The organism is Citrobacter sp. CRE-46 (genome assembly GCF_059615875.1).
The window spans coordinates 1,496,764-1,520,039 of record NZ_CM184341.1; the positions used below are offsets into that span (position 1 = coordinate 1,496,764).

Consider the following 23,276-nt stretch of genomic DNA (forward strand, 5'->3'; position numbering starts at 1 on the left):
AAGTTTGGGCCGCTGACTGAGGTGATAATGTGCGGCTCGTAGCATGGTTACCCGCGCCACTTTTTTGATCGACACGTGAAAGGAACAACAAGATGGATGACCAGTTAAAACAAAGCGCCCTCGATTTCCACGAATTTCCAGTACCAGGTAAAATTCAGGTTTCTCCGACCAAGCCTCTTGCAACACAGCGCGATCTTGCTCTGGCCTACTCGCCAGGCGTTGCAGCGCCGTGTCTGGAAATTGAAAAGGACCCGCTGGCGGCCTACAAATATACCGCGCGCGGCAACCTGGTTGCGGTTATCTCCAACGGTACAGCGGTGCTGGGCCTTGGCAATATCGGCGCACTGGCTGGCAAACCGGTGATGGAAGGAAAAGGCGTTCTGTTTAAGAAATTCGCCGGGATTGACGTGTTCGACATCGAAGTGGATGAGCTTGATCCGGATAAATTTATCAATGTCGTGGCGGCCCTGGAGCCAACGTTTGGCGGCATCAACCTCGAAGACATCAAAGCGCCGGAATGCTTCTACATTGAGCAAAAACTGCGCGAGCGTATGAATATACCGGTATTCCATGATGATCAGCACGGCACGGCGATCATCAGCACCGCCGCAATTCTTAACGGTCTGCGGGTGGTAGAGAAAAATATCTCTGACGTACGCATGGTGGTGTCTGGCGCAGGTGCGGCGGCGATTGCCTGTATGAACCTGCTGGTGGCGCTGGGGATGCAGAAACACAATATTGTGGTCTGCGACTCCAAAGGCGTGATTTACAAAGACCGCGAACCGAACATGGCGGAAACCAAAGCGGCTTACGCGGTAGTGGATGACGGTAAACGTACGCTGGATGACGTGATTGACGGTGCAGACATTTTCCTCGGCTGCTCCGGTCCCAAAGTGCTGACCCAGGAAATGGTCAAGAAGATGGCGCGTGCGCCGATGATCCTGGCACTTGCCAACCCGGAACCGGAAATCCTGCCGCCGCTGGCAAAAGAGGTGCGCTCGGACGCTATCATTTGTACCGGTCGTTCCGACTATCCGAACCAGGTTAACAACGTTCTCTGCTTCCCGTTCATCTTCCGTGGCGCGCTGGACGTCGGCGCTACCGCCATCAACGAAGAGATGAAACTGGCCGCGGTACACGCCATTGCTGAGCTGGCGCACGCCGAGCAGAGCGAAGTGGTGGCCTCCGCCTATGGCGACCAGGACCTGAGCTTTGGCCCGGAATATATCATCCCTAAACCGTTCGACCCGCGTCTGATTGTTAAAATCGCCCCAGCGGTAGCAAAAGCGGCGATGGACTCCGGTGTGGCAACGCGTCCGATTGCTGACTTTGACGCTTATATCGATAAGCTGACCGAATTTGTCTACAAAACCAACCTGTTCATGAAGCCGATTTTCTCCCTGGCACGTAAAGCGCCGAAGCGTGTGGTGCTGACGGAAGGGGAAGAGGCGCGTGTGCTGCATGCGACTCAGGAGCTGATCACCTTAGGTCTGGCGAAGCCGATCCTGATTGGTCGTCCGAGTGTGATCGAAATGCGTATCCAGAAACTGGGACTGCAGATCAAAGCCGGCGTCGATTTTGAAATCGTTAACAATGAGTCCGATCCGCGCTTTAAAGAGTACTGGAACGAGTACTACCAGATCATGAAGCGCCGTGGTATTACCCAGGAGCAGGCGCAGCGTGCGGTGATTGCCAACACTACGGTTATCGGCGCGATCATGGTGCAGCGCGGTGAAGCCGATGCGATGATCTGCGGTACGATTGGTGACTATCATGAGCACTTCAGCGTGGTGAAAGAGGTGTTTGGTCACCGTGATGGCGTGCATACAGCCGGGGCGATGAACGCACTGCTGCTGCCAAGCGGTAACACCTTTATCGCCGACACCTACGTCAACGATGACCCAACGCCGGAGCAACTGGCTGAAATCGCCGTGATGGCGGCAGAAACCGTGCGTCGCTTTGGTATCGAACCGAAGGTGGCATTACTGTCACATTCCAACTTTGGCTCATCAAATTGTCCGTCTGCCAGCAAAATGCGTGAAGCACTGGCGCTGATTAAGGCGCGTGCGCCAGAATTGATGATTGACGGTGAAATGCACGGTGATGCCGCGCTGGTGGAAAGTATCCGTAACGACCGTATGCCGGATAGCCCACTGAAAGGCTCAGCCAATATTCTGGTGATGCCGAATATGGAGGCTGCTCGTATTAGTTACAACTTACTACGTGTTTCCAGCTCCGAAGGCGTAACGGTCGGCCCAGTGTTGATGGGGGTAGCGAAACCGGTGCACGTATTAACGCAGATCGCCTCTGTTCGTCGTATCGTTAATATGGTGGCGCTGGCCGTTGTAGAAGCTCAAACACAGCCGCTGTAATTTCACTTTAATTATTTCTGGCGCGGGTATCTCCCGCGCCTTTTTATTTTCCTTTTCTTAGTGATCCACTTCACCTTTTAAACCTGGTTGCCGAATTTTGTTATTTACTCTGACAAAAAATTGCCACGATGAGAGCAGTTTCAGCGGAGGCGGTGAGCAATGGAAAAAGAACGCATCATTCAGGAATTTGTGCCGGGGAAACAGGTCACGCTGGCGCATCTCATTGCGCACCCTGGCGAAGAACTGGCGAAAAAGATCGGCGTTCCCGAGGCGGGCGCCATCGGCATTATGACGCTGACGCCAGGCGAAACCGCGATGATTGCCGGTGACTTAGCCATGAAGGCGGCGGATGTACATATCGGCTTTCTCGATAGATTCAGCGGGGCACTGGTGATTTATGGCTCGGTAGGCGCGGTAGAAGAAGCGCTATTACAGACGGTGAGCGGTCTGGGTCGGTTATTAAATTTCACGTTGTGCAACCTGACAAAAAGTTAATCAGAGGCGGCGATGAAACGTATTGCGTTTGTCGGTACGGTGGGCGCGGGGAAAACAACGCTCTTTAATGCGCTACAGGGGAATTATTCCCTCGCCAGAAAAACACAGGCCGTTGAGTTTAATGAAAATGGCGATATCGATACGCCGGGAGAATATTTTAGCCATCCGCGCTGGTACCACGCCTTAATTACCACGCTGCAGGATGTCGATACGTTGATTTATATACACGCGGCAAATGATAAAGAAAGTCGCTTACCTGCCGGGCTGTTGGATATCGGCGCCAGTAAACGACAAATCGCCGTTATCAGCAAAACGGACATGCCGGATGCCGACGTCGCCGCAACGCGACAACTACTTCGCGGGATGGGGTTTCAGGAGCCGATTTTCGAGCTCAATAGCCATGACCCGCGCAGCGTGCAGCACCTGGTGGATTATCTGACTGAGCTCAGCCAAAAGGAGGAAAGGGCAGGTGAAAAAACTCATCACAGCTAACGATATTCGTGCGGCCCACGCACGCGGTGAACAGGAAATGTCGGTTGTTCTGCGCGCCAGCATCATCACCCCGGAGGCACGCGAAGTGGCGGAGCTGCTGGGCGTCACTATCCGTGAATGCGACGAATCCGCGCCAACTGCCGCCGCTGCTGCGCCAGCGGCGATTGATGGCAAAACGGAGAGCCAGCGCATTCGTGAAACCATCATTGCACAATTGCCCGAAGGGCAATTTACCGAAAGCCTGGTCGCGCAGCTGATGGACAAAGTCATGAAGGAGAAACAGTCGCTGGAGCAGGGCGGAATGCAGCCGAGCTTTAAATCGGTCACCGGCAAAGGCGGCGTCAAAGTCATCGACGGTAGCAGCGTGAAGTTTGGGCGTTTTGACGGCGCGCAACCGCACTGCGTTGGCTTAACCGACCTGGTGACTGACCAGGACGGTAGCAGCATGGCCGCCGGGTTCATGCAGTGGGATAACGCCTTTTTCCCATGGACGCTGAACTACGACGAAATTGACATGATTCTGGAAGGCGAGCTGCACGTTCGTCACGAAGGCGAAACCATGATTGCTAAAGCCGGGGACGTCATGTTTATCCCGAAAGGCTCCAGCATTGAATTTGGTACGCCATCGACGGTGAAGTTTCTGTATGTGGCCTGGCCTGCGAACTGGCAGTCCTGCTAAGGCGGATGTATGAAGGATTTCATTACCGAAGCATGGCTCAGAGCGAATCATACGCTCAGCGAAGGGGCTGAAATTCATCTCCCCGCTGATGCTCGCCTGACGCCGTCTGCCCGGGAATTACTGGAAAGCCGACATCTGCGCATTAAGTTTATCGATGAGCAGGGCAGCCTGTTTATTGATGACGAAGAACAGCAGCCGCAGCCGGTGCATGGTTTAACCAGCAGCGCTACCCATCCCCAGGCCAGCTGCGAACTGTGTCATCAACCGGTGGCGAAGAAACCAGACACGCTGACGCATCTGACGGCAGACAAGATGGTAGCCAAAAGCGATCCGCGTCTGGGATTTCGCGCCGCGCTGGACAGCACCATCGCCCTGGCCGTGTGGTTGCAGATCGAGCTGGCGGAACCGTGGCAGCCGTGGCTGGCGGATATTCGCTCACGCCTGGGCAATATTATGCGCGCCGATGCTATGGACGAGTCGCTGACCGCACAAGCTATCGTCGGTTTGAGCGACGAAGATTTACACCGGCTTTCACATCATCCGCTGCGCTATCTGGATCACGATCATCTGGTACCTGAGGCCAGCCACGGACGTGATTGCGCGTTGCTGAATCTGCTGCGTACCAAAGTCCGTGAAACGGAGACGGTGGCGGCGCAGGTCTTCATCACCCGCAGTTTTGACGTTATGCGACCGGACATCATGCAGGCGCTCAACCGCCTTTCCAGTACAGTCTACGTGATGATGATTCTGAGCGTGGCGAAGCATCCGCTGACGGTTAGCCAAATTCAACAGCGACTGGGGGAGAAGCCATGATCATTGAACGTGCTCGTCAACTCGCCCAACGCTCACCTGCCCGGGTGGTGTTCCCGGATGCGCTGGATGTCCGGGTGCTGAAAGCGGCGAATTATCTGCATCAGCACGGTCTGGCGCGCCCCATTCTCGTCGCCAGTCCATTTGCCTTGCGCCAGTTTGCTCTCAGCCATCGGGTGGCGATGGATGGTATCCAGGTTATCGATCCGCAAAGCAATCTGGCAATGCGTGAAGAGTTTGCGCTGCGCTGGCAGGCCCGCGCGGGAGATAAAACGCCAGCCGATGCGCTGGAAAAACTCAATGACCCATTAATGTTCGCCGCCGCAATGGTTAGCGCGGGGAAAGCGGATGTCTGTATTGCCGGCAATCTTTCGTCGACGGCAAACGTGCTGCGCGCCGGGTTACGCATTATTGGGCTACAGCCTGGCTGTAAAACGCTGTCGTCAATTTTCCTGATGCTGCCGCAGTATCTCGGACCGTCATTAGGCTTTGCCGATTGCAGCGTCGTACCCCAGCCCACCGCCGCACAGCTGGCGGATATTGCGATTGCCAGCGCGCAGACCTGGCAGGCAATTACGGGGGAAGAACCGCGCGTGGCCATGCTGTCATTTTCAAGTAATGGCAGTGCCCGCCACCCGAACGTCGCTAACGTGCAGCAGGCCACGGAGATCGTTCGTGAACGTGCGCCGCAGCTTATGGTGGATGGCGAACTGCAATTTGATGCCGCCTTTGTTCCGGATGTCGCCGCGCAAAAAGCGCCTGCAAGCCCGTTAAAGGGCAATGCCAATGTGATGGTCTTCCCGTCGCTTGAAGCAGGCAATATTGGTTACAAAATCGCCCAGCGTTTGGGAGGTTATCGTGCTGTCGGGCCGCTGATCCAGGGGCTTGCCGCACCGCTTCATGACCTCTCTCGCGGCTGTAGCGTACAGGAAATTATCGAACTGGCGTTGGTGGCAGCAGTGCCGCGCCAGACTGACGTGAGTCGTGAAAACGCCTCGCACACACTGGTTGTATAAGGTCCCGTTCTGGACCCCTTTGACTTAAGAGGAAAGCATAATGGAAGCATTAGGAATGATTGAAACCCGGGGCCTGGTTGCACTGATTGAGGCTTCTGACGCAATGGTTAAAGCGGCACGCGTGAAACTGGTTGGCGTGAAGCAGATCGGTGGCGGTCTGGTCACTGCCATGGTCCGTGGTGACGTAGCGGCATGCAAAGCCGCAACGGACGCAGGTGCTGCGGCTGCACAGCGTATTGGCGAGCTGGTTTCCGTACATGTGATCCCGCGTCCGCATGGCGATCTGGAAGAAGTATTCCCGATCAGCTTTAAAGGCGACAGCAACGACATGTAAGTCGTCCATGTGACGCCACAGACTGCATTGCTGGCGTCACCCTCTCTCCTTTTCACATTACCTTCTGCGGAGGGTAGGGGGAGGTTTTACCTGAAATATGCCACGGAGGCGCGTATGAAACTGGCAATCGTCACAGGACAAATTGTTTGTACCGTACGCCATCAGGGGCTCGCGCACGACAAGTTGCTGATGGTGGAAATGATTGATGCCCAGGGTAATCCCGACGGGCAATGTGCTGTTGCTATCGACAGCATCGGGGCGGGAACCGGAGAGTGGGTGCTGCTGGTCAGCGGAAGCTCAGCCCGTCAGGCGCACCGTAACGAATCATCACCTGTCGATCTGTGCGTGATTGGCATTGTCGATGAAGTGGTGGCAGGTGGTCAGGTGATCTTCCATAAATAAGGCAGAAAATCATGAATCAACAGGATATTGAACAGGTCGTGAAAGCGGTACTGCTGAAAATGAAAGACAGCAGCCAACCCGTCAGTGCCGTTCAAGAAATGGGCGTTTTTGCCTCCCTGGATGACGCAGTGGCGGCAGCAAAACTGGCCCAGCAAGGGCTGAAAAGCGTCGCCATGCGCCAACTGGCTATCGCGGCGCTACGTGAGGCGGGCGAAAAGCACGCCAGAGAATTAGCGGAGCTTGCCGTTACAGAAACCGGCATGGGACGCGTAGAAGATAAATTTGCCAAAAACGTGGCGCAGGCGCGCGGCACGCCGGGAGTGGAATGTCTGTCTCCACAGGTCCTGACCGGCGATAACGGCCTGACGCTGATTGAAAATGCGCCGTGGGGCGTGGTGGCCTCGGTGACACCGTCCACCAACCCGGCCGCAACCGTTATTAACAACGCCATTAGCCTGATCGCCGCTGGCAACAGCGTGGTCTTCGCGCCGCATCCGGCGGCGAAAAAAGTTTCTCAGCGCGCCATCACCCTGCTTAACCAGGCGGTGGTCGCTGCAGGCGGTCCGGCAAACCTGCTGGTGACCGTTGCTAACCCGGACATCGAAACCGCCCAGCGGTTGTTCAAGTACCCAGGTATCGGCCTGCTGGTCGTCACCGGTGGCGAAGCCGTAGTAGATGCCGCGCGTAAACACACCAACAAACGTCTGATTGCCGCCGGTGCGGGTAACCCGCCGGTGGTGGTGGATGAAACGGCCGACCTGGCCCGCGCGGCGCAGTCGATTGTCAAAGGCGCGTCGTTTGACAACAACATCATCTGCGCCGACGAAAAAGTGCTGATTGTGGTCGACAGCGTCGCCGATGAGCTGATGCGTCTGATGGAAAGCCAGCATGCGGTGAAATTGACCGCGGGCCAGGCTGAACAGCTGCAACCAGTGCTGCTGAAAAATATCGATGAGCGCGGTAAAGGCACGGTCAGTCGTGACTGGGTAGGGCGCGACGCAGGAAAAATCGCTGCGGCGATTGGTCTGAACGTACCGGAGCAAACCCGGCTGTTATTCGTCGAAACCTCCGCGACGCATCCGTTTGCCGTCACCGAACTGATGATGCCGGTTCTACCGGTCGTGCGAGTCGCTAACGTCGATGACGCCATTGAACTGGCGGTCAGGCTTGAAGGCGGTTGTCACCATACGGCGGCGATGCACTCACGCAACATCGACAACATGAACCGCATGGCGAACGCCATTGATACCAGCATTTTCGTTAAGAACGGGCCGTGTATTGCCGGTCTGGGACTTGGCGGCGAAGGCTGGACCACGATGACCATTACCACGCCAACCGGGGAAGGGGTGACCAGCGCGCGTACGTTTGTGCGTCTGCGTCGCTGTGTGTTGGTGGACGCCTTCAGAATTGTATAAGGAGTAAAAGAGATGGCGCACGACGAACAACGTTGGCTGACACCCAGACTGCAAAAAGCAGCCACGCTATGCAACCAGACGCCTGCTGAGAGCGAATCACCGCTATGGCTGGGCGTTGATTTGGGGACGTGTGATGTGGTGTCGATGGTCGTCGACGGTGACGGGCAGCCGGTAGCGGTTTGCCTCGACTGGGCCGATGTCGTGCGCGATGGCATCGTCTGGGATTTCTTCGGCGCAGTAACCATTGTTCGTCGCCATCTCGATACGCTTGAGCAACAACTGGGTTGTCGATTTACCCATGCGGCAACCTCATTTCCACCGGGCACGGACCCACGTATCTCCATCAACGTACTGGAGTCAGCCGGACTTGAAGTGAGTCATGTGCTCGACGAGCCGACCGCCGTGGCGGATCTGTTGCAACTCGATAATGCTGGCGTGGTGGATATCGGTGGCGGCACCACCGGGATAGCCATTGTTAAGCAGGGCAAAGTGACGTATTCCGCCGATGAAGCGACCGGCGGGCACCACATTTCTCTGACGCTGGCCGGGAACCGCCGTATCCAACTGGAAGAAGCCGAACAGTACAAACGCAGCAACGGTCAGGAGATCTGGCCGGTGGTGAAGCCAGTCTACGAAAAAATGGCGGAAATCGTGGCTCACCATATTGCCGGGCATGGTGTCACCGATTTATGGCTGGCCGGCGGTTCCTGCATGCAGCCGGGCGTGGATGAGCTGTTCCGTAAGCGCTTCCCGGAACTGCAGGTGCATTTACCTCAGCACAGCCTGTTTATGACCCCGCTGGCGATTGCCAACAGCGGAAAAGAAAAAGCGGAAGGAATCTATGCAAGCTGAATTGCAGACCGCGCTCTTTCAGGCATTCGATACCCTGAATCTGCAACGCGTAAAAACGTTTAGCGTTCCACCGGTCACCCTTTGTGGGCTGGGAGCGCTCAGTACCTGCGGACAGGAAGCACAAACGCGCGGACTGACGCACATGTTTGTCATGGTCGACAGCTTCCTGCATCAGTCGGGAATGACCGCCGCGCTGGAACGCAGCCTGGCGATGAAAGGTGTGGCGATGACGCTGTGGCCGTGCCCGGTGGGCGAACCGTGCATTACGGATGTCTGCGCCGCGGTCGCGCAACTGCGTGAATCGAAGTGCGACGGCGTGGTGGCCTTTGGCGGAGGTTCCGTACTGGATGCCGCTAAGGCAGTGGCGTTGCTGGTGACTAATCCCACGCAGACCCTGGCTGACATGACCGAGCACAGCGCGTTACGCCCGCGTTTGCCGCTGATTGCCGTACCAACTACCGCCGGAACGGGCTCAGAAACCACTAATGTCACGGTGATTATCGACGCCGCGACCGGACTTAAAAAAGTGCTGGCGCATGCGTCTCTGATGCCGGACGTGGCGATTCTTGATGCAGCGCTAACGGAAGGTGTACCCGCGCACGTTACGGCGATGACGGGTATCGATGCGCTGACGCACGCCGTTGAAGCGTACAGCGCCCTGAACGCGACGCCGTTTACCGACAGCCTGGCGATTGGCGCGATTGCGATGATCGGTAAATCGCTGCCGAAGGCCGTCGGCTATGGGCAGGATCTGGCGGCGCGGGAGAGCATGTTGCTGGCCTCCTGTATGGCCGGGATGGCGTTTTCCAGCGCGGGGCTGGGCCTGTGTCATGCGATGGCGCACCAGCCGGGCGCTACGCTGCATATCCCGCACGGACAGGCTAACGCCATGTTGCTGCCCACGGTAATGGGGTTCAACCGCATGGTGTGTCGCGAGCGTTTCAGCCATATCGGACGGGCGTTGACCAACAAGAAGGCGGACGATCGCGATGCCATCAATGCCGTCAGCGAGCTGATTAGCGAAGTGGGCCAGACCAAACGGCTCTCTGACGTTGGGGCAAAGCCCGAGCATTACAGCGCATGGGCTGACGCCGCGCTGGAGGATATTTGTATTCGCAGTAACCCTCGCACCGCCACGCAGGCGCAGATTATCGACCTGTACGCGGTTGCCGGGTAATGCCTGTAGGCCGGATAAGGTGCTCGCACCGCCATCCGGCAATAACACGGCGTTAATGCCGGAGGCGACGGAAACGTCTTATCCGGCCTACAAATCACAAATGACAGGGAGTAGGGGCTATGGGAATTAACGAAATCATCATGTACATCATGATGTTCTTTATGCTGATTGCCGCCGTGGACAGGATCCTGTCGCAGTTCGGCGGTTCAGCGCGCTTCCTCGGTAAATTCGGTAAGAGTATTGAGGGATCGGGCGGTCAGTTTGAAGAAGGTTTTATGGCGATGGGCGCGTTGGGCCTGGCGATGGTCGGTATGACCGCACTGGCGCCGGTACTGGCGCATTTGCTCGGACCGGTGATTATTCCGCTGTACGAAATGCTGGGCGCGAACCCGTCGATGTTTGCCGGAACGCTGCTGGCGTGCGACATGGGCGGCTTCTTCCTGGCGAAAGAACTGGCGGGCGGCGACGTTGCGGCGTGGCTGTACTCTGGCCTGATCCTTGGGGCGATGATGGGGCCGACTCTGGTGTTCTCTATTCCGGTTGCGCTGGGGATTATTGAACCGTCTGACCGTCGTTATCTGGCGCTGGGCGTGCTGGCCGGTATCGTCACCATTCCGATTGGCTGTATCGCGGGGGGATTGGTCGCGATGTACTCCGGCGTCGAAATCAACGGGCAGCCGGTGGAGTTTACCTTCGCGCTGATCCTGATGAACATGATCCCGGTGATCATCGTTGCTGTGCTGGTGGCGCTGGGGCTGAAATTTATCCCGGAAAAAATGATCAACGGTTTCCAGATCTTCGCGAAATTTCTGGTGGCGCTGATCACCCTCGGTCTGGCGGCGGCAGTCATCAAATTCCTGCTTGGTTGGGAGCTGATCCCGGGTCTGGACCCTATCTTCATGGCGCCGGGCGACAAGCCGGGTGAAGTAATGCGCGCCATCGAAGTTATCGGTTCTATCTCCTGCGTGCTGCTGGGGGCGTACCCGATGGTGCTGCTGCTGACCCGCTGGTTTGAAAAGCCGCTGATGAGCGTCGGTAACCTGTTAAAAGTTAATAATATTGCGGCTGCTGGCATGGTGGCGACGCTGGCCAACAACATCCCGATGTTCGGCATGATGAAGAATATGGATACCCGCGGGAAAGTGATCAACTGCGCCTTTGCGGTCTCCGCGGCCTTCGCCCTGGGTGACCACTTAGGTTTCGCCGCCGCCAACATGAACGCCATGATCTTCCCGATGATTGTCGGCAAGCTGATTGGCGGCGTAACGGCGATTGGCGTGGCTATGCTGTTGGTACCGAAAGATGAAAACGTGCCAGCAGAAGTAGAAACCAACCCGGAGGCGCAATCGTGAACACTCGCCAGCTACTGAGCGTCGGTATTGATATCGGCACCACCACGACTCAGGTGATCTTCTCGCGCCTTGAGCTGGTTAACCGTGCGGCTGTGTCGCAGGTGCCGCGCTATGAATTCATTAAACGCGAAATTAGCTGGCAAAGCCCGGTGTTCTTTACCCCTGTTGATAAGCAGGGCGGGTTGAAAGAGGCTGAACTTAAGGCACTGATCCTTGCCCAGTATCAGGCGGCGGGCATCAAGCCTGAAGCTGTTGATTCCGGCGCGATCATCATCACCGGCGAAAGCGCCAAAACCCGCAACGCCCGCCCGGCGGTAATGACGCTCTCCCAGTCGCTGGGGGACTTCGTGGTTGCCAGCGCCGGTCCGCATCTGGAGTCGGTGATCGCCGGTCACGGCGCGGGGGCGCAAACGCTGTCTGAGCAGAAGTTGTGCCGTGTACTGAATATCGACATCGGTGGCGGGACGTCGAACTATGCGCTGTTCGACGCCGGAAAAGTCAGTGGTTCGGCCTGTCTGAACGTCGGCGGGCGACTGCTGGAAACCGACGGTCAGGGGCACGTGGTGCACGCGCATCAGCCGGGACAGATGATTGTTGATGACGTATTTGGTCCAGGCTTTGACGCCCGAACCCTCAATGCGGCGCAACTGGTTGCGGTGGCGCGACGTATGGCGGCGCTGATTGTGGAGGTGATTGACGGCACGCTTTCACCGCTGGCGCAGGCGCTGATGCAAACCGGTCTGCTGCCTGCGGGCGTGAAGCCGGAAGTGATTACGTTGTCCGGCGGGGTAGGCGAGTGCTACCGCAACCAACCTGCCGATCCGTTCTGTTTTTCCGACATTGGACCGCTGCTCGCCACGGCGCTGCATGAACATCCGCGCCTGCGTGAGATGAACGTGCAGTTCCCGGCGCAAACCGTGCGTGCCACGGTGATTGGTGCCGGGGCGCATACGCTGTCGCTTTCGGGCAGCACCATCTGGCTGGAAGGCGTGGCACTTCCGCTGCGCAATCTGCCGGTGGCGATTCCGGTTGATGAGGCTGATTTGGTGGCCGCCTGGCAACAGGCGTTAATGCAGCTCGATCTGGATCCGCAAACGGACGCCTACGTGCTGGCGTTGCCCGGTTCTCTGCCGGTGCGCTACGCCGCGCTGTTAACGGTAATTGATGCGCTGCTGGCTTTTGTCGCGCGCTATCCAAATCCGCATCCCCTGCTGGTGGTAGCCGAGCAGGATTTTGGTAAAGCCCTGGGCATGCTGTTACGCCCACAGTTACAGCAACACCCGCTGGCGGTCATCGATGAGGTGGTTGTCCGGGCGGGGGACTATATCGACATTGGTACGCCTCTTTTTGGCGGATCGGTTGTGCCGGTGACGGTGAAATCACTCGCATTTCCTTCCTGAGGGAACGACTTATGAAACTAAAGACCACATTGTTCGGCAATGTTTATCAGTTTAAGGATGTTAAAGAGGTGCTGGCTAAAGCCAACGAACTGCGTTCGGGGGATGTGCTGGCAGGGGTAGCTGCAACCAGTTCACAGGAACGCGTGGCGGCCAAGCAGGTATTGTCGGAAATGACGGTAGCGGATATCCGCAATAACCCGGTGATTTCCTATGAAGAGGACTGCGTGACGCGTCTGATTCAGGATGACGTCAATGAAACGGCCTATAACCGCATCAAAAACTGGAGTATCAGCGAGCTGCGCGAGTACGTGCTGAGCGATGAAACCTCCGTTGATGACATCGCGTTTACGCGCAAAGGGTTAACGTCGGAGGTGGTCGCTGCGGTAGCAAAAATCTGCTCCAACGCGGACCTGATCTACGGCGGCAAGAAAATGCCGGTGATCAAAAAGGCTAACACCACCATCGGTCTGCCGGGCACCTTTAGCTGCCGTTTGCAGCCGAACGACACCCGTGACGACGTGCAGAGTATTGCGGCGCAAATCTATGAAGGGCTGTCTTTCGGGGCGGGCGATGCGGTGATCGGCGTAAACCCGGTAACGGATGACGTGGAAAACTTAAGCCGCGTGCTCGATACCGTGTACGGCGTTATCGATAAATTCAACATTCCGACCCAGGGCTGCGTACTGGCGCACGTTACCACCCAGATTGAAGCGATTCGTCGCGGTGCGCCGGGTGGATTGATCTTCCAGAGTATCTGCGGCAGCGAGAAAGGCTTAAAAGAGTTCGGTGTTGAGCTGGCAATGCTCGATGAAGCGCGCGCAGTTGGCGCTGAATTCAACCGTATCGCCGGGGAAAACTGCCTTTACTTCGAAACCGGACAAGGGTCGGCGCTCTCCGCTGGCGCAAACTTCGGCGCCGATCAGGTAACAATGGAAGCGCGTAACTACGGGCTGGCGCGCCACTACGATCCGTTCCTGGTGAATACCGTCGTGGGCTTTATCGGGCCGGAGTATCTCTACAACGACCGTCAGATCATTCGCGCCGGTCTGGAAGATCACTTTATGGGCAAGCTGAGCGGCATCTCAATGGGCTGCGACTGCTGCTACACCAACCATGCTGATGCTGACCAGAACCTTAACGAAAACCTGATGATTCTGCTCGCCACCGCTGGCTGCAACTACATCATGGGCATGCCGCTCGGCGACGACATCATGCTCAACTATCAGACCACCGCATTCCACGATACCGCGACCGTCCGCCAGTTGCTGAACCTGCGCCCGTCGCCGGAATTTGAACGCTGGCTGGAAACCATGGGCATTATGGCAAACGGTCGCCTGACCAAACGGGCGGGCGATCCGTCACTGTTCTTTTGATGATGCGGGGATGAAACACGATGGATCAAAAACAGATTGAAGAAATTGTACGCAGCGTAATGGCGTCAATGGGTGAGTCTCAACCGCAGGCTCAAGAACCGTCAGCACCAGCAAAATGCAGCACTACGCAGTGCGCCGCGCCGACTGGTGAAAGTTGTGCGATGGACTTAGGTTCAGCCGAAGCCAAAGCGTGGATAGGCGTTGAGAATCCGCACCGCGCAGAGGTGTTGACTGAACTGCGGCGCAGTACCGCGGCGCGTGTATGTACCGGTCGCGCCGGTCCTCGTCCGCGCACCCAGGCGTTACTGCGCTTCCTGGCCGACCACTCGCGTTCAAAAGATACGGTATTAAAAGAAGTGCCGGAAGAGTGGGTAAAAGCGCAGGGACTGCTGGAAGTACGCTCGGAAATCAGCGACAAAAACCTGTATCTGACGCGCCCGGATCTTGGTCGTCGTCTGAGCGCGGAAGCCATTGATGCGCTGAAATCGCAGTGTGTGATGAACCCGGATGTGCAGGTGATTATCTCTGATGGCCTGTCTACCGACGCTATCACCGCTAACTACGAAGAGATTCTGCCGCCATTGTTGTCGGGCTTAAAACAGGCCGGACTGAAGGTTGGGACCCCGTTCTTCGTTCGCTATGGTCGCGTGAAAATCGAAGATCAGATCGGCGAGCTGCTGGGCGCGAAAGCGGTGATCCTGCTGGTGGGGGAACGTCCGGGTCTCGGTCAGTCGGAAAGTCTCTCCTGCTACGCCGTCTATTCGCCGCGCGTTGCGACGACCGTAGAAGCTGACCGTACCTGTATCTCGAACATTCACCAGGGCGGTACGCCACCGGTTGAAGCAGCGGCGGTAATTGTGGATTTGGCCAAGCGCATGCTGGAGCAAAAAGCCTCCGGCATCAATATGACCCGTTAAGGAGGCATCATGCCAGCATTAGATTTGATTAGACCTTCAGTCACCGCAATGCGCGTGATTGCCTCGGTAAATGACGGTTTTGCCCGTGAGCTTAAGTTACCGCCACATATCCGTAGCCTCGGACTCATCACAGCAGACTCTGATGACGTGGCGTATATTGCCGCAGACGAAGCGACAAAACAGGCGATGGTGGAAGTGGTTTATGGCCGCTCGCTGTATGCCGGGGCGGCGCATAGTCCCTCTCCAACCTCGGGCGAAGTACTGATTATGCTCGGTGGACCCAACCCGGCTGAAGTTCGCGCGGGTCTGGACGCGATGGTGGCCAACATTGAAAGCGGCGCAGCGTTTCAGTGGGCGAATGACGCAGAAGATACCGCTTTCCTGGCGCACGTGGTTTCGCGTACCGGTTCGTATCTTTCCGCGACGGCGGGATGCCGACTTGGCGATCCGATGGCGTATCTGGTGGCGCCGCCGCTGGAAGCAACATTTGGTATTGATGCGGCGCTGAAATCTGCCGATGTACAACTGGTGACCTACGTGCCACCGCCGTCAGAAACCAACTATTCAGCAGCGTTTTTGACCGGTAGCCAGGCCGCTTGTAAAGCCGCATGTAACGCCTTTGCCGATGCCGTTCTGGATATTGCCCGTAATCCAATCCAGCGCGCGTAAGAGAGGTTGTGATGATCAATGCACTGGGATTACTGGAAGTGGATGGCATGGTGGCTGCCGTAGACGCGGCGGATGCCATGCTGAAAGCCGCGAACGTACGTCTGCTGAGCCACGAAGTGCTCGATCCTGGCAGGCTGACGCTGGTGGTGGAAGGCGATCTGGCGGCGTGCCGCGCAGCGCTTGATGCCGGCAGCGCCGCCGCAGCGCGTACAGGCCGTGTTATCAGCCGTAAAGAGATAGGCCGACCGGACGATGACACCCAGTGGCTGATCGGCGGTTTTAAGCGCCAGCCGAAAAAACCAGAACAGAAGCCAGATGTAAAAACAGACGTAAAAGCAGAGGAGACGCAGGACGCCCCGTTGACGTCTGAATCCTCTGCACAACTTCTGACGCTGTTGGCATCGGTCCGTCAAGGAATGACGGCAGGGGAAGTGGCTGCCCACTTTGGCTGGTCACTTGATGAAGCCAGAAAGGCGCTGGAACAGCTCTTTTCTGACGGAGCGTTGCGTAAACGTAGTAGTCGCTATCGCTTAAAAAATTAACCTGTCGGAGGGCCGGGGGCTTCCCTGAAGCTTCCGGCTTAAAAGATCATGAAAAAGAACCGTACTGCAAACTTGCACCATCTTTATCATGAAGCACTACCCGAAGACGTTAAACTTACGCCGAAAGTAGAGGTGGACAACGTTCACCAGCGGCGAACAACGGATGTATATGAACACGCGCTGACGATTACCGCCTGGCAGCAGATTTACGACCAGCTGCATCCGGGAAAATTTCATGGCGAGTTCACGGAAATCCTGCTCGACGATATTCAGGTTTTCCGTGAATACACCGGACTCGCGCTGCGCCAGTCATGCCTTGTCTGGCCGAACTCGTTCTGGTTTGGTATTCCGGCCACGCGCGGCGAACAGGGATTTATTGGCGCCCAATGTCTGGGCAGTGCTGAAATTGCCACCCGTCCAGGCGGGACGGAGTTTGAACTGAGTACGCCGGATGATTACACCATTCTGGGGGTTGTCATTTCGGAAGAGGCGATTGCCCGTCAGGCCAACTTCCTGCATAACCCGGAAAGGGTGCTGCATATGCTGCGTAACCAGTCGGCACTGGAAGTCAAAGAACAGCACAAAGCCGCGCTATGGGGCTTTGTGCAGCAGGCGCTGGCGACGTTTAGCGAGAATCCGGAAAACCTGCGTCAACCTGCGGTACGCAAGGTATTGGGCGATAACCTGTTGCTGGCGATGGGGACTATGCTGGAAGAAGCGCAGCCGATAATAACCGCTGAGAGCATCAGCCATCAGAGCTATCGTCGTCTGTTGTCACGTGCGCGCGAATATGTGCTGGAAAACATGTCTGAGCCGCTGACCGTGCTCGATTTGTGTAACCAACTGCACGTTAGTCGCCGGACGTTGCAAAACGCCTTTCACGCGATCCTGGGTATTGGTCCGAATGCCTGGTTAAAACGTATTCGCCTGAACGCCGTGCGTCGCGAGCTGATAAGCCCGTGGTCGCAGAGTACGACGGTGAAAGATGCCGCCATGCAGTGGGGATTCTGGCATTTAGGGCAGTTTGCTACCGACTACCAGCAGTTGTTTGCGGAAAAACCGTCGTTGACGCTGCATCAGCGTATGCGGCAGTGGGCGTGATAAGATTATGGTGCCGGATGCGACGCTTTGTGTCTTATCCGGCCTACGGATTGTAGACCGGATAAGCGTCGCGCCATCAGGCAATTACACCCAGTCGCGGACCTGAATAAACTCGCTAAGGGCAGCTTCCGGGCTGTTCGCTTCCGGCTGCCAGTCATACTCCCAGCGCACCAGCGGCGGCATTGACATCAGAATTGATTCCGTGCGCCCACCGGTTTGCAGACCGAACAATGTGCCGCGATCCCACACCAGGTTAAATTCGACATAGCGCCCGCGACGATAAAGCTGGAAATCACGCTCGCGCTCGCCCCAGTTCATCGCTTTACGTCGCTCAACAATGGGCAGATACGCCTCGGTGTAACCTTGCCCCACCGCCTGCATAAAGGCGAAGCAGTGGTCGAAACCCGGCGTATTCAAATCATCGAAAAACAACCCGCCAATGCCGCGCTGCTCGTTGCGGTGTTTAAGGAAGAAGTAGTCATCGCACCACTTTTTGTAACGGGGATAAACGTCATCACCGAACGGCTGACACAGATCCCGCGCCGTACGGTGCCAGTGTACCGCATCCTCTTCAAAGCCGTAGTAGGGCGTTAAGTCAAAGCCGCCGCCAAACCACCAGACTGGGTCGGCGCCCGGTTTTTCCGCGATAAAAAACCGCACGTTGGCATGACTGGTCGGAATGTAGGGATTGAGTGGATGCACCACCAGCGAGACGCCCATGGCTTCAAAGCTGCGTCCGGCAAGCTCAGGTCGATGGGCGGTGGCCGAGGCCGGCATCGCGTCGCCGTGGACGTGAGAGAAATTGACGCCCGCTTGCTCGAAAATACCGCCGTTACGCAGCACCCGACTGCGCCCGCCGCCGCCTGCTTCACGCTGCCAGCTATCTTCAACAAACTCGGCGCCGTCTACGGCGGATAATTGCTGGCAAATATCGTCCTGCAGGCTAAGCAGGAACTGTTTTACGCGCTGTGCATCGGGCTTCATGATTAACGTTTCTTCGAGTGTGCTTTCTGGTTATCAAACCAGTGGAAATAGCTGATGATGCCATTGGCGATAGCGGTAGCAATTTTTTGACGAAATGCCGCCGTACCCAGCAGACGTTCTTCTTCCGGATTAGTAATGAACGAGGTTTCGACCAGTACCGAAGGAATTGAGGGTGATTTTAGCACCACGAAGGCGGCCTGTTCCGTGCTGCGACTGTGCAGACGGTGTACTGGTTTGATCTTTTTAAGAATATGCGAGCCTAACGTCAGGCTGTTTTTAATGGTATCGGTTTGCACCAGATCGAACAGCACCTGCTGCAACAAGTGATCTTTATCGGTGGTTTTTTTCCCAGCGACTTCATCGGCGCGGTTTTCGCGATCAGACAGATACTTCGCCATAGCGCTACTGGCGCCGCGATTTGACAGCGCGAAGACCGATGCGCCCGCGGCGCTAGGATTGGTAAAACCGTCGGCGTGAATCGACATAAACAGATCGGCCCCATGTTTGTGGGCGATCTCGACGCGATCGTAAAGCGGAATAAATGTATCGCCGGAGCGGGTCAGGCGCGCATCAATCCCCTGATTGCGCAGAATAGAGCGTACGTTTTTGGCAATCGCCAGTACCACGTGCTTTTCTTTCGAACCGTTGCGTCCAATTGCGCCGGTATCTATCCCTCCGTGACCCGGATCAAGGACAACCACGCGTTTAGCGCCTGATTTTTTCGCTTTCGGTTTGCTGTGTCCATTACTGGTTTTTAGCGCTTCTTCTTTAGCGATGGCTTGCGACATGCCTGACAGCGTCAGGGCGGCCAGCCCGGCTTTCAGCACCTGGCGGCGCGATGTGAGTGTTTTTAGTGGCTTAAAAGTGCTCATACGGCCTGAGTTGTAAAAAAAGGTTCCAGACGTTATATCGTATCGCGTAGTCCGTTGCGACGGATCGGGATAAGAATTGTTTTACTTTTCATTTCAATACGTGACAATTCCGTATTATGCCATTTTTTCCGCCGCTTCGCGTCAGATATTGGCTAAATCAGCCGTTCGCGCCATAATCGCTTTTTAACGTCCTGAAAAGGTAACCAATACCATGGAAATACGCGTTTTTCGCCAGGAAGATTTCGAAGAGGTGATCACCCTCTGGGAGCGCTGTGATTTACTGCGTCCATGGAATGACCCGGAAATGGACATTGAGCGTAAAGTAAATCATGACGTCAGCTTGTTCCTGGTCGCTGAAGTGAACGGCGAGGTAGTCGGTACAGTGATGGGCGGATACGACGGTCATCGCGGCTCGGCCTATTACCTGGGCGTGCATCCTGAGTTTCGCGGTCGCGGCATCGCCAATGCGCTGCTTAACCGACTGGAGAAAAAACTCATCGCCCGCGGGTGTCCGAAGATTCAAATCATGGTGCGTGAGGATAATGATCTGGTGTTGGGGATGTATGAACGCCTGGGCTATGAACATGCGGATGTACTCAATCTCGGTAAGCGCTTGATCGAAGATGAAGAGTACTGAATTTCACCCCGCCGACTATGACGGTCACGGGCGTCTGCGCCTGCCTTTTCTGTTCTGGTGCGTATTGCTGCTGCAGGCACGCACCTGGGTACTGTTTGTGATTGCCGGCTCTTCCCGGGAGCAGGGCAATACGCTACTGAATCTGTTTTATCCCGACCATAACGCGTTCTGGCTGGGGTTGCTCCCCGGCGTTCCCGCGGTGGTGGCTTTTTTACTCAGCGGGCGGCGTTTTGCGTTTCCTGTTTTGTGGCGCTGGCTGCGCGGATTGCTGATTCTCGCGCAACTGGTGCTGCTTTGCTGGCAACCGGCGATGTGGCTGGCAGGCGATCCTGTCAACGGCATCGGACTGGCGCTGCTGGTTGCGGATATCGTCGCGCTGGTCTGGCTGTTAACCAATCAACGTCTGCGCGCCTGTTTTTCCCTTGAGAAAGAATAACGGCACTTTTTGGCGAAACCGGACTCCAAGCAACGTTGATAAATAAGGAAGGAAGTGAAATGAAATCACTGCGTTTGACTTTATGCGCGATGCCGCTGCTATTGACCGGATGTTCCACGCTGTCGTCGGTGAACTGGTCTGCCGCCAATCCGTGGAACTGGTTCGGTTCTTCAACGCAGGTCACTGAGCAGGGCGTCGGCGCGTTAACTGGCGCTACGCCGCTGGATGAAAAAGCTATTGCTGATGCCCTGGACGGTGATTACCGCCTGCGCAGCGGGATGAAGACTGATGACGGTAATGTGGTGCGCTTCTATGAAGCGATGAAAGATGACAAGCTGGCAATGGTCATCAATGGCAGTCAGGGAACCATCAGCCGTATTGATGTCCTGGACAGCGATATTTCATCAGACGCGGGTGTCGAAATCGGTACACCGTTTAGCGACCTTTACACCAAAGCCTTTGGTAATTGCCAGAAAGCAACCGGCGATGACAGCGCGAACATTGAATGTAAAGCTGAAGGAAGTCAGCATATTAGCTATATTTTTTCCGGCGAATGGAGCGGGCCTGAGGGCTTAATGCCATCGGACGATACGCTGAAAACGTGGAAAGTCAGCAAAATCATCTGGCGGCGTTAATTTGCGTCTGAACAAATCGACTTGCTAAAAAAACAGGTAGAATAGCGCCAATCAATGCCACGAGGTCGTGGCATCTTTTTTTCAGGAGGAACAATGTCTCAGGTTCAGAGTGGCATTTTGCCAGAACATTGCCGTGCGGCGATTTGGATTGAAGCCAATGTTAAAGGCGACGTTGAGGCCCTGCGTGCGGCCAGCAAAATCTTTGCCGATAAACTGGCGACCTTTGAAGCGAAGTTCCCGGATGCGCATTTGGGCGCGGTTGTGGCTTTCGGCAACAACACCTGGCGTGCATTAAGCGGCGGCGTTGGGGCGGAAGAGTTAAAAGACTTTATCCCTTACGGTAAAGGCCTGGCGCCGGCCACCCAGTATGATGTGCTGATCCATATACTCTCTCTGCGTCATGACGTGAATTTCTCCGTCGCGCAGGCGGCAATGGAAGCATTTGGTGACTGCATTGACGTTAAAGAAGAGATCCACGGTTTCCGTTGGGTTGAAGAACGCGATCTCAGCGGCTTTGTTGACGGTACGGAAAACCCGGCTGGTGAAGAAACGCGCCGTGAAGTCGCGGTGATCAAAGATGGCGTGGATGCTGGCGGCAGCTATGTGTTTGTGCAGCGTTGGGAACATAACCTGCAGCAGCTTAACCGCATGAGCATTCACGACCAGGAAATGATGATTGGTCGTACCAAGGAAGCCAACGAAGAGATCGACGGTGATGACCGTCCGGTTACCTCTCACCTGAGCCGCGTCGATCTCAAAGAAGATGGTAAAGGGCTGAAAATTGTGCGCCAGAGTCTGCCATACGGCACGGCCAGCGGCACGCACGGTCTCTATTTCTGCGCTTACTGCGCACGTCTGCATAATATTGAGCAGCAACTGCTAAGCATGTTCGGTGACACTGACGGTAAGCGTGACGCCATGCTGCGTTTCACCAAGCCGGTAACCGGCGGCTATTACTTTGCTCCGTCGCTGGACCGACTGGTGGCACTGTAATGTCGCACTATTATTAAGCAGCATTGCCCGCGGGCAATGCTGAACAGATTAAAACGGTGATACCACAACGGCTTCTGTAATAAGGAGCCGTTTTTTTTACACCCCATAAACTGCGTTTTCTTACATAAATAATATCAATGATTCTTGGAATTGCTTTTACATGAATGAATTTTCTTTCATCTAAAAAGCAAGCGTGCGGCATGTTTTATATTATTTAGAATTCAAACGGATAAACTAAAGGCTTCGCTCAGGGGGGAGTGTTGTTTTTGTGACTGATATTATTTTGGTGAATGAAAATGAATTTATTTATATTGTTTGTTGTATTGGTTTTTTCTTAAAACACAATGAGTGAGTATTTTTTCTTTTTTTTGATGAATATAATGTCCGCTGAGGAATGATTAATTTATTTTATATGGTGCTTTTATGGAAGAGAGTAACCCATGGCCAACATTCGTTGATGCATTTTCAACGGTTTTATGTATTTTTATATTTCTGATGTTAGTTTTCGTACTTAACAGTATGTTAATCATGTATGAAAGCTCTAAAAAACGTTATGAAGCCCCTTTACTGGCTGAACAAACTGTTCAGCCAGTAGCCTCCTCGGTAAGTGGTAGCGGAGCCAGCAGTGGTGCTGTCAGCACAACACCCAATCAAACCCGTACGGTCGATCAAACACAGCCAGTTGAAGCAACTGCGGCAGGCGATAATAAAAATCGTAGCCAGGATGCTGAGGCTGATATGTTGGCCGCTTCTTCTGCTTCAACTTCAACTTCAACTTCAACTTCAACTTCAACTTCAACTTCAACTTCAACTGATGCTGGCGCTGCTACCGGTGCAGATTTCACCACCGCCTCTGATTCTACTGCCGCTTCAGCAGCATCTCCTGCAGACGAGTCAGAGCAAGCGGGCCGTGAAGATAAAAAAAGTGACGTGATTAGACTGGCCGACAACCAAACGGCCACCTCGATTAAAGGGCAAACTTCCGGTCAATTCGATACCTCGAAAGCGAACCCATCCTGGGAGACTCAGGGCAATCAGTTCATTGTTCATTTCAAATCAATGGAGCAAGGCTATCCGCAAGAAATCATTGATGAGATGGCTAAATGGTTTGGCACAGATAAACCGGTCAGCATTGTGGTTTATGCCTATGTCAGTCCCTCCATCGCTATTTCAGATGCGATGCGTCTGGCCTACGAGCGCGGTGTGATCCTGCTAAAGGTCGTCAAAAGCAAATATCCTAACACGGAAGTTTCTATCTCAGTCGTTAATGATGCAACAACGTTGACGAATAGTGCCGTCATTACCAAGAGTGAATGATAAA

General features: G+C 55.3%; 25 protein-coding genes. 23 read left to right on the top strand and 2 right to left on the bottom strand.

Annotated elements, in window-relative coordinates; all coding sequences use genetic code 11:
* Positions 1–92: 92 nt before the first annotated feature.
* From maeB to eutR, 18 genes are all read left to right on the top strand, one after another.
* Positions 93–2,372, top strand: a complete 2,280-nt coding sequence (maeB, locus tag AC534G_RS07055; protein WP_110497209.1) for an NADP-dependent oxaloacetate-decarboxylating malate dehydrogenase — start codon at positions 93–95, stop codon at positions 2,370–2,372.
* Positions 2,373–2,531: 159 nt separating this feature from the next.
* Positions 2,532–2,867 carry an ethanolamine utilization microcompartment protein EutS gene (eutS, locus tag AC534G_RS07060; RefSeq protein ID WP_003037995.1) on the top strand — a complete coding sequence of 112 codons (336 nt, stop codon included), beginning with the start codon at positions 2,532–2,534 and terminating at the stop codon, positions 2,865–2,867.
* Positions 2,868–2,879: 12 nt separating this feature from the next.
* Positions 2,880–3,359 carry an ethanolamine utilization acetate kinase EutP gene (gene eutP, locus AC534G_RS07065; protein WP_003037998.1) on the top strand — a complete coding sequence of 160 codons (480 nt, stop codon included), beginning with the start codon at positions 2,880–2,882 and terminating at the stop codon, positions 3,357–3,359.
* Positions 3,337–4,038: an ethanolamine utilization acetate kinase EutQ gene (gene eutQ, locus AC534G_RS07070; protein ID WP_110497212.1), complete on the top strand. Its 702-nt coding sequence runs from the start codon at positions 3,337–3,339 to the stop codon at positions 4,036–4,038. Before eutP ends, eutQ begins: the two co-directional genes overlap by 23 nt.
* 9 nt (positions 4,039–4,047) lie before the next feature.
* Positions 4,048–4,851, top strand: coding sequence for an ethanolamine utilization cob(I)yrinic acid a,c-diamide adenosyltransferase EutT (gene eutT / locus AC534G_RS07075; protein ID WP_110497214.1), 804 nt, complete (start codon positions 4,048–4,050; stop codon positions 4,849–4,851).
* On the top strand, positions 4,848–5,864 hold the full coding sequence (gene pta, locus AC534G_RS07080) for a phosphate acetyltransferase (protein WP_110497216.1): 1,017 nt from the start codon (positions 4,848–4,850) through the stop codon (positions 5,862–5,864). Before eutT ends, pta begins: the two co-directional genes overlap by 4 nt.
* Before the next feature lie 40 nt (positions 5,865–5,904).
* Positions 5,905–6,198, top strand: coding sequence for an ethanolamine utilization microcompartment protein EutM (gene eutM / locus AC534G_RS07085; protein WP_003835054.1), 294 nt, complete (start codon positions 5,905–5,907; stop codon positions 6,196–6,198).
* Positions 6,199–6,312: 114 nt separating this feature from the next.
* Entirely contained in the window at positions 6,313–6,600 is a 288-nt protein-coding gene (gene eutN, locus AC534G_RS07090) for an ethanolamine utilization microcompartment protein EutN (protein ID WP_003038011.1), read from the top strand.
* Positions 6,601–6,611: 11 nt separating this feature from the next.
* Positions 6,612–8,015 carry an aldehyde dehydrogenase family protein gene (locus AC534G_RS07095; protein ID WP_110497218.1) on the top strand — a complete coding sequence of 468 codons (1,404 nt, stop codon included), beginning with the start codon at positions 6,612–6,614 and terminating at the stop codon, positions 8,013–8,015.
* A gap of 12 nt (positions 8,016–8,027) precedes the next feature.
* On the top strand, positions 8,028–8,867 hold the full coding sequence (gene eutJ / locus AC534G_RS07100; protein WP_110497220.1) for an ethanolamine utilization protein EutJ: 840 nt from the start codon (positions 8,028–8,030) through the stop codon (positions 8,865–8,867).
* On the top strand, positions 8,857–10,044 hold the full coding sequence (eutG, locus tag AC534G_RS07105) for an ethanolamine utilization ethanol dehydrogenase EutG (protein ID WP_110497222.1): 1,188 nt from the start codon (positions 8,857–8,859) through the stop codon (positions 10,042–10,044). Before eutJ ends, eutG begins: the two co-directional genes overlap by 11 nt.
* Positions 10,045–10,163: 119 nt before the next feature.
* Positions 10,164–11,396: an ethanolamine utilization protein EutH gene (gene eutH, locus AC534G_RS07110; protein WP_038642526.1), complete on the top strand. Its 1,233-nt coding sequence runs from the start codon at positions 10,164–10,166 to the stop codon at positions 11,394–11,396.
* The gene (eutA, locus tag AC534G_RS07115; RefSeq protein ID WP_110497224.1) at positions 11,393–12,796 is read left to right on the top strand and encodes an ethanolamine ammonia-lyase reactivating factor EutA; all 1,404 of its coding nucleotides are present in this window, start codon (positions 11,393–11,395) and stop codon (positions 12,794–12,796) included. The genes eutH and eutA overlap by 4 nt, the downstream gene beginning before the upstream one ends.
* 11 nt (positions 12,797–12,807) lie before the next feature.
* Positions 12,808–14,169, top strand: coding sequence for an ethanolamine ammonia-lyase subunit alpha (gene eutB, locus AC534G_RS07120; RefSeq protein WP_003038029.1), 1,362 nt, complete (start codon positions 12,808–12,810; stop codon positions 14,167–14,169).
* 20 nt (positions 14,170–14,189) lie between these two features.
* Positions 14,190–15,086 carry an ethanolamine ammonia-lyase subunit EutC gene (gene eutC / locus AC534G_RS07125; RefSeq protein ID WP_038642522.1) on the top strand — a complete coding sequence of 299 codons (897 nt, stop codon included), beginning with the start codon at positions 14,190–14,192 and terminating at the stop codon, positions 15,084–15,086.
* A gap of 9 nt (positions 15,087–15,095) precedes the next feature.
* Positions 15,096–15,755 carry an ethanolamine utilization microcompartment protein EutL gene (eutL, locus tag AC534G_RS07130; RefSeq protein ID WP_003838537.1) on the top strand — a complete coding sequence of 220 codons (660 nt, stop codon included), beginning with the start codon at positions 15,096–15,098 and terminating at the stop codon, positions 15,753–15,755.
* 11 nt (positions 15,756–15,766) lie between these two features.
* Complete coding sequence (gene eutK, locus AC534G_RS07135) at positions 15,767–16,297, top strand: ethanolamine utilization microcompartment protein EutK (protein WP_110497226.1); 531 nt, start codon at positions 15,767–15,769, stop codon at positions 16,295–16,297.
* Between the two features lie 48 nt (positions 16,298–16,345).
* Positions 16,346–17,398: an HTH-type transcriptional regulator EutR gene (eutR, locus tag AC534G_RS07140; protein ID WP_038642516.1), complete on the top strand. Its 1,053-nt coding sequence runs from the start codon at positions 16,346–16,348 to the stop codon at positions 17,396–17,398.
* 84 nt (positions 17,399–17,482) lie between these two features.
* On the opposite strand, the gene hemF is transcribed toward eutR, so the two are convergent.
* Complete coding sequence (gene hemF / locus AC534G_RS07145; RefSeq protein ID WP_110497228.1) at positions 17,483–18,382, bottom strand: oxygen-dependent coproporphyrinogen oxidase; 900 nt, start codon at positions 18,380–18,382, stop codon at positions 17,483–17,485.
* Between the two features lie 2 nt (positions 18,383–18,384).
* Complete coding sequence (gene amiA, locus AC534G_RS07150; protein ID WP_038642512.1) at positions 18,385–19,254, bottom strand: N-acetylmuramoyl-L-alanine amidase AmiA; 870 nt, start codon at positions 19,252–19,254, stop codon at positions 18,385–18,387.
* Positions 19,255–19,465: 211 nt separating this feature from the next.
* Between amiA and AC534G_RS07155 the strand changes: the two genes are divergently transcribed.
* From AC534G_RS07155 to AC534G_RS07175, 5 genes are all read left to right on the top strand, one after another.
* A complete protein-coding gene (locus AC534G_RS07155) occupies positions 19,466–19,891 on the top strand; it encodes a GNAT family acetyltransferase (protein WP_006683546.1) in 426 nt (141 codons plus the stop codon).
* A complete protein-coding gene (locus AC534G_RS07160; RefSeq protein ID WP_038642510.1) occupies positions 19,878–20,327 on the top strand; it encodes a DUF2919 domain-containing protein in 450 nt (149 codons plus the stop codon). Before AC534G_RS07155 ends, AC534G_RS07160 begins: the two co-directional genes overlap by 14 nt.
* Before the next feature lie 59 nt (positions 20,328–20,386).
* Positions 20,387–20,962: an RpoE-regulated lipoprotein gene (locus tag AC534G_RS07165; RefSeq protein WP_038642508.1), complete on the top strand. Its 576-nt coding sequence runs from the start codon at positions 20,387–20,389 to the stop codon at positions 20,960–20,962.
* A gap of 93 nt (positions 20,963–21,055) precedes the next feature.
* Positions 21,056–21,955: a porphyrinogen peroxidase gene (gene yfeX / locus AC534G_RS07170; protein ID WP_110497230.1), complete on the top strand. Its 900-nt coding sequence runs from the start codon at positions 21,056–21,058 to the stop codon at positions 21,953–21,955.
* Positions 21,956–22,378: 423 nt separating this feature from the next.
* A complete protein-coding gene (locus AC534G_RS07175; protein ID WP_199981207.1) occupies positions 22,379–23,272 on the top strand; it encodes a hypothetical protein in 894 nt (297 codons plus the stop codon).
* Positions 23,273–23,276 lie beyond the last annotated feature (4 nt).